This is a genomic window from Serratia liquefaciens ATCC 27592 (assembly GCF_000422085.1).
Taxonomy (GTDB): Bacteria; Pseudomonadota; Gammaproteobacteria; order Enterobacterales; family Enterobacteriaceae; genus Serratia; species Serratia liquefaciens.
Map to the genome: position 1 here is coordinate 3,070,071 of NC_021741.1, position 12,241 is coordinate 3,082,311.

Below are 12,241 nucleotides of genomic sequence, written 5' to 3' on the forward strand. Positions count from 1 at the left end.
GTTATTTTATGTCCAACCCAAGGAGGCGCCATGCTGGGTCTTGATGCACTGGAACTTGCCAGAATACAGTTCGCCTTCACCGTTTCTTTCCATATTATTTTTCCTGCAATCACCATAGGTTTAGCCAGTTATCTGGCGGTGCTGGAAGGGTTATGGCTGAAAACGCGCAATGAAGCCTATCGCGATTTGTACCATTTCTGGTCAAAAATTTTCGCCGTCAACTTCGGCATGGGCGTGGTTTCCGGGCTGGTAATGGCCTATCAGTTCGGTACCAACTGGAGCTTCTTCTCTGAGTTTGCCGGCAGTATTACCGGCCCGTTGCTGACCTATGAAGTGCTGACCGCCTTCTTCCTCGAAGCCGGTTTCCTTGGGGTGATGCTGTTCGGTTGGAACCGCGTCGGGCCAGGGTTGCACTTCTTCGCGACCTGCATGGTGGCGCTGGGCACCCTGATTTCCACCTTTTGGATCCTGGCTTCCAACAGCTGGATGCAAACGCCGCAGGGCCACGAAATCATCAACGGCCAGGTGGTACCGGTCGACTGGCTGAAAGTGATATTCAACCCGTCATTCCCCTACCGTCTGTTGCACATGTCGACCGCCGCCTTCCTGTCTTCGGCCTTCTTCGTGGGCGCTTCCGCCGCCTGGCACCTGTTGCGCGGGCGTGATACGCCGGCAATGCGCAAAATGCTGTCGATGGCGATGTGGATGGCGCTGATCGTCGCGCCGGTACAAGCCCTGATTGGTGATGCGCACGGCCTGAATACGCTGAAGTACCAACCGGCGAAGATTGCCGCCATTGAAGGCCACTGGGAAAACCCGCCGGGAGAGGCCACGCCGCTGATCCTGTTCGGTTGGCCGGACATGGAGCGTGAAGAGACTCGCTTCAAGCTGGAAGTGCCCTATCTTGGCAGCCTGATCCTGACTCACAGCCTGACCGAACAGGTCCCGGCGCTGAAATCCTTCCCGCCGGAAGATCGCCCCAACTCCACCGTGGTGTTCTGGTCGTTCCGCATCATGGTGGCGCTCGGCATGCTGATGATCCTCGCTGGGGTGTGGAGCCTGTGGCTGCGCTGGCGCGGCGGGCTGTACCAGTCGCGTCCCTTCCTGTACTTCATCCTGTGGATGGGGCCATCGGGGCTGCTGGCGCTGCTGGCGGGTTGGTTCACCACCGAAATCGGCCGACAGCCGTGGGTGGTCTATGGCCTGCTGCGTACCAAAGATGCGGTCTCTGCGCACGGTGATTTGCACATGAGCATCAGCCTGCTGGCGTTTATCATCGTTTACTGTTCGGTGTTCGGCGTGGGCTACTCCTACATGATGCGTCTGATCCGTAAGGGACCGCAGCAGCATGAAAGCCATGAAGACGACACGGACGGCAGACCGGCTCGCCCGCTGTCTGCGGTAAAAGAAACTCTGGATGACAGGAGCTGAGCATGGGCATTGATCTTCCGTTGATTTGGTTTGTGATCATCGTGTTCAGCACCATGATGTACGTGGTAATGGACGGCTTTGATTTGGGTATCGGTATCCTGTTCCCCTGGGTCAAGGACAGCGGTGACCGCGATGTGATGATGAACACCGTCGCACCGGTGTGGGACGGCAACGAAACCTGGCTGGTACTGGGCGGTGCGGCGCTGTTTGGCGCCTTCCCGTTGGCCTACGCGGTGATCCTCGATGCGCTGGCCATCCCGCTCACCCTGATGCTGTTCGGGTTGATTTTCCGCGGCGTGGCCTTTGAATTTCGCTTCAAGGCCAAGGAAGAAAAGCGGCATATCTGGGATAAGGCGTTTATCTGGGGCTCTCTCTTCGCCACCTTCAGTCAGGGGGTGGTGGTGGGTGCCATCATCAACGGCTTCCCGGTCAACGGCCGTAGCTATGCCGGTGGTGCTCTAGACTGGCTGACGCCGTTCGCGCTGTTTTGCGGGTTGGGGCTGGTGGTGACCTATGCACTGCTGGGCTGTACCTGGCTGGTGATGAAGACCGCCGGGGATCTGCAGGCACGCATGTATCGGTTGGCAACGCCGCTGCTGATCACTCTGCTGCTGGTGTTGGCGGTGGTCAGTATCTGGACGCCGATTGCCCATCCCGAGATCGCCAGCCGCTGGTTTACGTTGCCAAACCTGTTCTGGCTGCTGCCGGTGCCGGTATTGGTGTTGCTCAGCGCCTGGGGTATCCAGCGCGGCGTGAAAAACGCGGCGCACTATTCGCCGTTCTTGCTGACCCTGCTGCTGGTGTTCCTCGGCCTGAGCGGCTTGGGCATCAGCATCTGGCCGCTGTTGATCCCACCGTCCATCACCCTGTGGGACGCCGCAGCCCCACCGCAAAGCCTGGGCTTTATGCTGGTCGGCGCGCTGTTTATCATCCCGATTATCTTGGTCTACACCTTCTGGAGCTACTACGTGTTCCGCGGCAAGGTCAGCCATGAACAGGGTTACCACTGATGAGGGAAGACATTATGCAAAATAAAACCGCATCCGCTCCGGCCCCCTGGTGGAAGCGCGTTGGCTGGCTGGTGATTATCTGGAGCGCCAGCGTACTGGGGCTGTTCCTGGTCGCCTCGATGTTCCGCCTGCTGATGACCGCCGCGGGCATGAAATCGGAATAAGTTGAGCGCTATCTGGCCGAAGTATTGGGGAAGTAGAAGGAAATAACCAGCGTTACCAAGGGTAGTGCACCAATTTTCAACAGCTCGAACACTTGCCTGATAGGCTCGCTTTGATCCCAATAAGCGTGGGCGGTAAAAACGCCCACGCTTATCACGAAGATCCCGCACAGCACCTGACGCGCCAAGCGCAAACGTTCCATTTCATCGAAGACCAATATCTCCTTCAGGTACCCCTTTGCGGCCTCATCGTGCAGGTTTACGTTTTCGGTGCTCATGGGAAGATCCCCACGACTCGCCCCACGGCCTCCAGCTCTTTGCCATTCTCCCGCACGATGCCAAGGGACGTTCCGTTCTGTTTCATCCAGTGCTTATCGGCTATGGCTATCAACGCAAAGGCCATCTTGATCACCTCGGTTTTCTCCATCCCATGGCGCCGGGCTATATCATTCAGATCGTCATCAATCTTATTGGATAAACGGATCGGCAAACTGCGCATACTCCACCTCCTGTGGCTGACTGTCAGTGAGATAGAGTTTACGTGAGCCGCACGGCCTGTTCAATTAGTGAACTGCGTAACGTCTCGCAAATTCAATATGTTGCAAGACTTGCGTTTAGCCACGATCAGCTGGGCTTACGCCCCATAGCGCTGAGAAAACGTTGCTGTAACCGCAGCAGCTCCCTCAGTTCAAGGACCCGATAATCAATGCCAAAACGCGGGGCAACCTCTTCAATGATGCGACTCAATGCCGGGTAGTGCCGGTGATTCCAATGGGGAAACAGGTGGTGCGTCAGGTGCAGGTTAGCCCCGCCAAGCCAATACCCCAGCCACGCCGGTGAAGCTTGCCAGTCAAAGGTGGTGGCAAAAACGTGCTGATACCAACCGTGCGCCAACCTTCCCTGTTCGGGGGCCTGATAAAAGTTGGCTTTGGCCCAGTGGGTGCCGACAATCAGCATCACAAACACCAGCGACGACAGCATCTGGCTGAGCAGATAGGTCAGTAACACCGTGCCGACACCGATCGTCGGCGGCGTGAGCCACAGCGGAACGGCCAGCGCCAGGGTAAAATGCGCCAGCTTGCCCAACAGGAAAATCCCCCATCCCTTCCGGCCATGGAACATCATCTTTGGCGTCATGCGGGTTTTACCGGCGCGATCCAACCAGTCGAACAACCAGATGTAATAAGGGAAAGTCAGCGCCGCGACGATCGGCCAATAGTAAGGCTGAAGGCGCATAAACGCCTTGCGGTGCTGGAACGGCGTTTGGCGCAACACCCCGTTGGGTTCAATGTCCGGATCGTAACCTTCGATGTTGTTATAGGCGTGGTGGAAAATGACATGCCGCACTCGCCAGCAGTCGGCATCCAGCCCCAGGGGCATACTGACAAAGAAGTTAAGCCAGTGATTTAACCGTGCGCGTTTGAAAACGGCATTATGCGAGGCGTCGTGTACTACATTCACCGTTAGCATCATGGCGGAAAAAATAAAGCCGACGTAACAGCCGAAATAGCCCCAGAAATGTTGCTGCTGCAGGCTCAGCGCGTAAAAACCGGCGCACAGCAGTATTAGCGCCAACAGCTTGGCGAACATTCTGCCGTCGGCAAAACGGTGATCGCCGCGCGTCGCCAGGTAGGCCTGGCTAGCCCGCATCAGCTCCTGATGGATCTCACTCGCCTCTCGCTGGAACGCCAAAGGCGGCAGCGGTGTGGTATCCGGCATTTTCATTGTGGTGGCTGCCCCATAGCACGTAAAAAACGTTGCTGCTGTCGCAACAATTCACGATAACCGATACAGCGATAATCCATGCCGTGTCGCGCCGCCGTCTCAGCCAATATGGCAGCCAGCGCCGGATAATGGCGATGATTCCAGCCGGGGAACAGATGATGAGTAAGGTGATAATTCAGCCCGCCGGTCAGATGGTGCAAGCTCTTCGGCGAAGTTTCCCAGTCGCAGGCGGTGGCGAAGTTATGCCGATACCAGCCCTGCGGCATCTGGCTGCCTGCCGGCACCGCATAAAATTCGGCTTGCGCCCAGTGCGTGCCCAACAGCAAAAAAACCACCAGTAACGAGGCCAGCATTTGGCTAATCAAATAGGCAATCAGTACCGTTTGCCAGCCGATGCCATTTTGTTGTGCCACCACCAGCGGGATCACCAGCACCAGCAACAGGTGACACAATTTCCCGGCAATGAACATTGCCCAGCCCTTACGCCCCGGCAATACGTCCTTGGTCACCAACGGTGTTTTGCCCAAGCGATCCGACCAATCGAACACCAGCGCAATGTACGGCAGCGACAGCGCGGCAATCAGCGGCCAGTAAAGATGTTGATAGCGCATATAAGCCCGCCAACGTTGGAACGGGGTTTGGCGGAAAAAGCCGTTCTCTTCCGTATCCAGATCGTAATGTTCGACGTTGGCATACACATGGTGATAGCTGACGTGCCGGGTTCGCCAGTAATCCGGATCGACGCCCAGCGGCAAAGTCACCAGCCGCCCGGCCAGACGATTGACCCACGGCGTGCGGGCGAAGGCGTTGTGCGAAGCATCGTGATTAACGTTGACGTTCAGCAACATGCCCATCATGACAAAAGCGAAGTAACTCAGCATAAAGGCCAGAGCCTGGTGCTGCACCAAACTGAGCAGGTAGAAGCCAACGCAAAGCAGCAACAAAATCGTGGCCTTGGCCCAACGGGCCGCATCGGCAAAGCGGTGATCGTCGCGACCGCTCAGATAAGCATGCGCCCGTCGTTTCAATTCCCGATGAAACGCCTGTTCCCCCGCGACGGGGAAACTCAGCGGCGGCAAATCAGCCATACGCGGCCTCCTTTTGGCGTCCCCAACCGACCGTGACAGCGCAACCGTGCAACACCATGCCACCGGCTACGCACCACCAGAGAGCAGACTGCCCATCGGGCATGCTCAATAACCACAGGGGGAATGCCAACGTCACCAACAGCCAAACGCCTACGCCCCAGCGGCGACCTTCAGCCATCCCACCCAAGGCTATCGCCCCGGCCGCCAACAACACAAACAACGCCGCCTGCTCGCCGGTCACCCCGCCATACCCGTAACCAAAACGATAAACGTAACCCAACACCAGAGCGAACAGCAGCATCGCCCCGCTTACCAGGCAGCCGGCGGAACAGCGGAAATGCCCGCTCTTGCTCGAAGGCTGGAAAGGCAGCTTGAAGTAGCGCATAAACGGCAGGTTACTGGCCCAAAACGGGTTGGCGGAAGATTTGTCGCCACGCACGCCATAGGTAAAGGGCTCCGTCGGCAGCGCCGGGCAAAAGGTGCCAAACAGCTTGTCCCAGAAGATAAAGCTGCCGCCAAAATTCCGGTTGGAATAGGCCAAATCTTTAACGTGGTGCACCCGATGATGCGCCGGTGTCACCAGGATGTGCTCCAGAAAGCCGAGTTTGGGGGTTACCGAATTATGGTTAAACAGTTGAATGCTGTAATGCAGGATAGAAACGGTGATGAACACCGACAGCGGCACGCCCGCCAATGCCAACAGCATAAAGAACGGGATCGAGGTCAGTGACGAATACCACGAGTTGCGCACGCCCAGCGACAGATTGAAATGCTCGCCCTGGTGATGCACCACATGCACCGCCCACAGCAGGCGAAAACGGTGGTGTAACCGGTGCAGCCAGTAAAAGCCGAAATCCCACGCCAGTATCGCAAACAGCCACATCAGCACCGGCGGCCAACCGTCCAGCCAGCCTTGATTAAAATGCGTGACCACGTAGCCGTAGCAGGCTATCTCCAAACCGCGAAACAGCCACAGCATGATATGCCCGGAGTTGAGGTTGAAAATCACGTCATGCCAATCCACGCTGCCCTTGCGCCGCCACTGTAGCCACAGGGCTTCCCCCAGCACCACCAACAGCATAAACACGATAGGTATCACCAGATCGATCATGACTCTTCCCCCTGCCGTACGCCCCAGCCAATCCCTTGAACTCGCTGGCAGACGTAGCCCACGCCCCATGCCAACGCCGCCCCACTGAGCAAATCCACAAACAGGTGCCGACGCAGTTGCAAGATAGAAAAGGCAATCGCCAGCCCCCAGACGATCAGCAACGCGCTGCGCAGTTTTTTGCGGCTTTCCGCCGCTGCCCACACCGCCAACACCGTCAAGGCGATATGCAGTGAAGGCAGGCAGTTTTGCGACGAATCGACGCTGATCAACCTCGCCAGTAAATCGCCGCTCACCGAATCGGACGGAACGATCGGGTAGTTCATCGTCGTCGGCCACAGCAGATAAATGGCTCCCGCCAGCAAGGCGCTAAGCTGCATGGTACTTCTGAGCCATTTTAACCGGTTTAACGGGCAAAGCAGATAGCACAGCGGGATAATCAGGAAAAACGACAGATACAGCCAGATGGCGTGCGGGCTGAACGGGATCGCTCGGTCGACCCAACCTGGTGTCAGCAGGTGGCCGGCACCTTGCCAGCGATCGCTACCGTGGTAGATGACCCCGACAAATCCCCACCCCAGCAGCATCTGCCATAAGCGATAAACAACGAGTTTCATCCGGCCTCCGGCATGCGAACAATGCGGCGACGCTTGGCATCGAACTGCGGCATGATCGCCTGCGCTTGCAGGCGCCACGTCAATTGCTCCGTAGCAATACCTTGCTGTTCGAACAGCGCGATCAATTGCCGTTGGCAATTCGCCAACGCCTCCGGGTTGCAATCGGCCATCAGATGCAGCTCGCTGTCGCCCCGTTGCGTCAGCCGATAATCCGCCACCGCCGGCAACGCATTGGCTATCACGCGGCGACACAGGTCCGCGAAGACCCGCTGCATGGCGCCCTGCCTGGCCGGTAACAGCAGTTGGTCATCGCAGCGCCCTTCGATACGATCCAATGCCATGGTCGCCAGCCCGCAGGGACAGGGCTGTTCGCGCCTCACCAGAATATCGTCCAGGCGATAACGCACTATCGGTTGGGTACGGCGGGTAAAATCGGTAATCAACGGGATAAAACGCCGCTCGTCGATCCACTGCGGTTCGACATGAATAAACTCTTCGTTCAGATGCAAAGTGCCGTGGCTACAGGTCGCGGCCAAAAAACCTTCGGTGGCTTGATACACTTCTCCCACCTGCGCAAACGCCCGCTGCAGGCGCTGGCGATCCTGCGGTTCCAGCACTTCGGCCACTGAAATCACTTTTTTGACGCTGAGCTTGAGTTCGCCGCCTTCAACGGCATCAGCCAGGGCGCACAATACCTGGGCCGGGGCCACGATAATCGTCGGCTGTTCACGTTCAATCTGCGGCAAATGTTCGGCAAAGGGAGCGAACAGATCGTAAAACGACAGGCTCAGCCAACGGTTATTGACGCTGTGGTACAGGTTGTTGTCGGCCCGCAGGAACAGCGCGACCTTCTCCCCGGCAAACACCCCCTGCGGCAACATTTTTGCCAGCATGCCCCCGGCCCAAATCTGCTGCTCCTGCGGGCTGACGACGAACACGCCGCGCCGCCCAGAGGTACCGGTAGATAAACCGACGCTGTAGTTGCCCACTTTAGGGCTGAAATCGCGATCGCTTTCGCTGCGCCGGGCACAGGCCAAAAGCGCCTCCAATCGCAGACCGGCGGTGTTCATCCGATCGAAATTGGCCATCATCACCGCCTTGTCCATCGTTGGCCACGCGGTCAGAGGCAATGAACTATAGGGCTGATAATAGGGACTGTTCGCCAATACGCGCTGGGCAAACCGCTTCAGCTGGCGCGCCTGATAGGCCTCCAGCGCCGCCCGTTGGGTAAAGCGCAGTCGCCGCGCGCGCAGGTAGTGCCATAACGTCATCAGCGGGATCATAAATCCCCCTCATGACACAGGCGGATCTCCGCAGCGCCGCCAAGATAGAGCTGGTTGAGCGCGCCCAGGGTGTCGTAATAGCTGCGCGGATTGTCCATGATCAGGTTAGCCAACCGCGAAGGGCCACGCAGTTGCTGATAGTTCAGCGGCGACCAGGCGGCATCGCTGGCCAGCAGCGTCCAACCGGCATCGGTCAGGACAAAGGCCCCAAGGTGCCCGGCGGCGTGCCCCGGCAGCGGCACGATAACAATTTCTCCACCGCTGCCCGGCAGCACATAGCCCTGTTGGAAGGGGGCCAATGCGGCAGGCAGGCTTTGCTGCGGAAATGCCTCGACGAACTGCAGCGCAGATTCAAAACCTTCCGGGATCAATCCTGGCACAAACGCCCTTTTCAACGCGGCAAAACCGCGCAGCTCTCGGGTTTGCTGCCACCCTTCGCCGGAGCAAATCATCTTCAGGCTGCTGAAGTCTCGCAGACCGGCAATGTGGTCCGCATGAAAGTGCGAAATGATCACCGCCTCGATATCGCCAGTGTTCAGCCCCAGACTGCGCAACTGTTCCAACAGTGCCTGCTGCGGACTGAAATAAACCGGCGTCACCTGGCGATAAAGCCGAAAAATGCCGCTGGCGGTGTAATGTTCAAAATGGCTGGCATAACCGGTATCCCACAGCCAGCGGCGCTCGCCAACTTCCAGCAGATAGGCCCGGGAAGGAAATTTACAAGTGCGCATCGCCGAACCGCGCAGCGCCATGCAGCCCAGATGAGTGCAATAACCGATTTCAAAGGTCGTGATATTAGCCATCTGCGCTCATCCCCTGCTGCTTTAACCATTGCGCCGTCAGTTCGATCCCCTGCTCCAGGCTGTAGCGCGGCCGGTAACCCAGCACCTCTATCGCCTGGGTATTATCCAGCGTCATGTCGAAATAGGCTGCCGCAACGCTATAGCGGGTCAGCATCGGTTCTTTACGGGTGACGTGCGCCAACAGCTCCATCCCCGCCGCAACGCCCGACAATAAGGGATAAGGCACCGCTTTGACGGCGTATTGCCAGCCCAGCTGCCGGTTGAGCAACTGGTGCAACATATCGGCCAGCCGCTGCGGCTGTTGGTTGGTGATATTGAAAATGCTGCCGGACGGCAAACCTGGTTGACGGCTGGCGAGATCCATCGCATGCACCACGTTGAGCACAAAGGTAAGGTCCAGATAAGCCGAACCGCCGCCCGGCAAACGCAACAGGCCTTTATCGCCCTGCAGCTGCGCCAGTATCCTGGGCACAATCACCCGGTCATGGGGGCCGAACAGGCCGCGAGGGCGCAAGATCAGGTAGGTGGTTTGCGGATAATCAGGCAGCAGCGCCGCAATACGTTGCTCGGCAGCAAACTTACTGGCGGCATAGTGATTGGCAAAGCGTGGGGAAACATCCGCTTCGGTCACGTTGTGACGATGACTGAAATCGAAATAAACCGCCGGCGTCGAAATATGAATGAACCGCTGCACTGCGCAACGTCCGGCGGCATGGGCCAGTTTTTCCGTCACGCGGGTATTGGCTTGATAAAATGCCTGGCGGCTCCCCCAGGGAGAAGATTTTGCGGCGCAGTGCCAGACAATATCGTAGCCCGCCATTAACTGCTCACACTGCCCGTCGTCGGCGAGGGTCAGATCCAGCGCGGTAAACTTGGCGCCCCGTGCCGCCAACTGCCGTCCAACGGCAACGTCCCGCCCGGTGGCATGCACCTGATGCCCGGCGGCCAGCAGCCACTCGGCGGCGTTGCGCCCCAGCCCGCTGGTCGCTCCGGTGATCAACACTCTCATGGCAGCAGTACCATGCCGCCCAGCGTTAAACCGGCGGCGGTGCCGATCAGCATCACCGGACGTCCGGCGTGCAGCCTGCCGGTGATCGCCGCTTGGTGCAGGGTCGAAGGGATCGAAGCCGCCACCTGATTGCCCCGATAACGATAGATATCCACCAGGGCCTGCGGGGAAACGTGCAGCCGCTTGCGCATATGTTCCAAAGAGAGATGGCTGGCCTGATGCGGTACCACGGTGGCGATTTGCGCCAGGTTTAGCCCCGCAGCCGACAACAAGCGGCCAAGGAAGCTTTCGATCAGCGCCGACGCCTGGCGGAACAGCTGCTTGCCCTTCATATGGAACAGAAAGTCACTGTCGTTCATGCCGGCACGCGGATTACAGCGCGTCCCCCCAGCCCTGATTTCACACAGATCGCTGCCTTCCGGGTGGGTTTCCATCAGGTAGGACAAAATACCGCTACGCCCGTCACCGCGTTCGACAATGGCACAGGCCGCGCCATCACCGAAGATCAATGAAGACTCTTCGTCTTCCCAGTCGATACCGCGCGAAGCAATATCGGCAGAGACAATGGCAATACGCCGATAAACACCCGTATTGAGTAACCCCGCCGCCACCTGCAATGCGGAAATAAAGCTCACGCAGCTGGTGTTGATATCAAAGCCCGCAATACCCGGCCGCAGTCGTGCCAGTTTAAGAATATGGGCGGCGCTGAAAGGCAATGCCTGCACCGCGATGGCCGAGGCAGAGATCAGCAGATCGATGGAATCTCGCGGGATCGCATGGCGGGCAAGAGCATCGTCCAGCGCGGCAACGGCCAGTTCAGCCTGGCTGGCATCATTGTCGGCATGGAAACGATGAATAATGCCCGAACGTTTTTCTACGTAACCTGCCGACTTGTTCAAGCGACGGTCCAGCGCCGAGGATTCGACGCACTGCGGCGGCAACGCCGCGCCGGTCGCAATAATTTTAAGAGGCAATAAGCTTTGGGAAAGGCTATTTAGGGTCATTATCGTTGTTCAGCCTGTGTGTCCATTATTCCGTTGGCCGACGCTCAAGCGCGGTTAATGATTCAAACCCCGCTATCCACAGCCACACCCTTGTTTGACATCAGTATAAAGAAAAACCTAAGTGGCATTCTTACTGATTGATTCCGTTCATTTAACTGAGCCGATAAATCACGTCTGTTTATCCGGCCACAGCCTAGAGCAAGGTCGAACGGAGATCTACAGGAACTCACTCAGGGGAGATGAATTAAGAATAGGTGGAAAACAACGGAGAAGCAGAAAAGCGGCAACACCTGGCAGGCATTGCCGCTATGTAGGCGAGGAATTAACGGCGGTTACGCACCAATTGGTAGCGACGGGTCAGGTATTCCACCGGCACACTCCAGATATGCACCAGGCGGCAGAACGGGAACAGCACGAACAGCGTCATGCCCAGCACCATATGCAATTTGAAGATCAACGCAACGCCGGTCAAATGCTGTGACGCCCCGGCGTGGAAAGTCACCACTGCCTGCGCCCAGGCCACCAGCTTCATCATCTCGCTGCCGTCCATATGCTGGGCGGAGAACGGAATGGTCAGCAACCCCAGACACACCTGCACCACCAACAGCGTCAGGATCATGATGTCGGCAAAGCTGCTGGTGGCCCGCACTCGTGGGTTGGTCAGGCGGCGTTTCAGCAACAGCGCCCCGCCAACCAGCGTCATCACGCCGCAGGCACCGCCGGCGATCATCGCCAGTTTCTGTTTCACGTCGATCGGCAGGAAGGCTTCATACATCCAGTGCGGCGTCAGCATGCCGAGGAAGTGCCCGGCGAAAATACCCAAAATACCGATATGGAACAGGTTGGAAGCCAACCGCATGCCCCTTTTATCCAGCATTTGGCTGGAGCCGGCACGCCAGCTGTACTGCCCGTAATCGTAACGCAACCAGCTGCCTATCAGGAAAATCGCTCCCGCCAGATAGGGGTAAATATCGAAGAAGAATTGATTTAAAAATTGCATGA

At 57.8% G+C, this 12,241-nt stretch carries 14 protein-coding genes; 3 read left to right on the plus strand and 11 right to left on the minus strand.

Annotated elements, in window-relative coordinates; all coding sequences use genetic code 11:
* The first annotated feature begins 30 nt into the window (after positions 1-30).
* From M495_RS14485 to M495_RS25060, 3 genes are read left to right on the plus strand one after another with little or no spacing between them, the layout of a single operon-like run.
* The gene (locus tag M495_RS14485) at positions 31-1,431 is read left to right on the plus strand and encodes a cytochrome ubiquinol oxidase subunit I (protein WP_020827422.1); all 1,401 of its coding nucleotides are present in this window, start codon (positions 31-33) and stop codon (positions 1,429-1,431) included.
* 2 nt (positions 1,432-1,433) lie between these two features.
* Positions 1,434-2,441, plus strand: coding sequence for a cytochrome d ubiquinol oxidase subunit II (gene cydB / locus M495_RS14490; RefSeq protein WP_020827423.1), 1,008 nt, complete (start codon positions 1,434-1,436; stop codon positions 2,439-2,441).
* 14 nt (positions 2,442-2,455) lie between these two features.
* Positions 2,456-2,605 carry a DUF2474 domain-containing protein gene (locus M495_RS25060; protein ID WP_071844604.1) on the plus strand — a complete coding sequence of 50 codons (150 nt, stop codon included), beginning with the start codon at positions 2,456-2,458 and terminating at the stop codon, positions 2,603-2,605.
* 8 nt (positions 2,606-2,613) lie between these two features.
* On the opposite strand, the gene M495_RS14495 is transcribed toward M495_RS25060, so the two are convergent.
* The 11 genes from M495_RS14495 to narI form a co-directional block, all read right to left on the minus strand.
* Positions 2,614-2,880: a hypothetical protein gene (locus M495_RS14495; RefSeq protein ID WP_020827425.1), complete on the minus strand. Its 267-nt coding sequence runs from the start codon at positions 2,878-2,880 to the stop codon at positions 2,614-2,616.
* A complete protein-coding gene (locus M495_RS14500; RefSeq protein ID WP_020827426.1) occupies positions 2,877-3,101 on the minus strand; it encodes a hypothetical protein in 225 nt (74 codons plus the stop codon). The genes M495_RS14495 and M495_RS14500 overlap by 4 nt, the downstream gene beginning before the upstream one ends.
* 125 nt (positions 3,102-3,226) lie before the next feature.
* The gene (locus tag M495_RS14505; protein ID WP_041415472.1) at positions 3,227-4,321 is read right to left on the minus strand and encodes a fatty acid desaturase family protein; all 1,095 of its coding nucleotides are present in this window, start codon (positions 4,319-4,321) and stop codon (positions 3,227-3,229) included.
* Positions 4,322-4,323: 2 nt separating this feature from the next.
* Entirely contained in the window at positions 4,324-5,415 is a 1,092-nt protein-coding gene (locus M495_RS14510) for a fatty acid desaturase family protein (protein WP_020827428.1), read from the minus strand.
* Positions 5,408-6,526 (minus strand): sterol desaturase family protein, encoded by a 1,119-nt coding sequence (locus tag M495_RS14515; RefSeq protein ID WP_020827429.1) that lies wholly within the window; start codon positions 6,524-6,526, stop codon positions 5,408-5,410. The genes M495_RS14510 and M495_RS14515 overlap by 8 nt, the downstream gene beginning before the upstream one ends.
* The gene (locus M495_RS14520; RefSeq protein WP_020827430.1) at positions 6,523-7,140 is read right to left on the minus strand and encodes a phosphatase PAP2 family protein; all 618 of its coding nucleotides are present in this window, start codon (positions 7,138-7,140) and stop codon (positions 6,523-6,525) included. The genes M495_RS14515 and M495_RS14520 overlap by 4 nt, the downstream gene beginning before the upstream one ends.
* Positions 7,137-8,423, minus strand: coding sequence for a F390 synthetase-related protein (locus tag M495_RS14525; protein WP_020827431.1), 1,287 nt, complete (start codon positions 8,421-8,423; stop codon positions 7,137-7,139). Before M495_RS14525 ends, M495_RS14520 begins: the two co-directional genes overlap by 4 nt.
* On the minus strand, positions 8,420-9,226 hold the full coding sequence (locus M495_RS14530) for an MBL fold metallo-hydrolase (RefSeq protein WP_020827432.1): 807 nt from the start codon (positions 9,224-9,226) through the stop codon (positions 8,420-8,422). Before M495_RS14530 ends, M495_RS14525 begins: the two co-directional genes overlap by 4 nt.
* A complete protein-coding gene (locus tag M495_RS14535) occupies positions 9,219-10,235 on the minus strand; it encodes an NAD-dependent epimerase/dehydratase family protein (RefSeq protein ID WP_020827433.1) in 1,017 nt (338 codons plus the stop codon). Before M495_RS14535 ends, M495_RS14530 begins: the two co-directional genes overlap by 8 nt.
* On the minus strand, positions 10,232-11,239 hold the full coding sequence (locus M495_RS14540; RefSeq protein WP_020827434.1) for a 3-oxoacyl-[acyl-carrier-protein] synthase III C-terminal domain-containing protein: 1,008 nt from the start codon (positions 11,237-11,239) through the stop codon (positions 10,232-10,234). Before M495_RS14540 ends, M495_RS14535 begins: the two co-directional genes overlap by 4 nt.
* A 322-nt stretch (positions 11,240-11,561) precedes the next feature.
* A complete protein-coding gene (narI, locus tag M495_RS14545) occupies positions 11,562-12,239 on the minus strand; it encodes a respiratory nitrate reductase subunit gamma (protein ID WP_020827435.1) in 678 nt (225 codons plus the stop codon).
* Positions 12,240-12,241 lie beyond the last annotated feature (2 nt).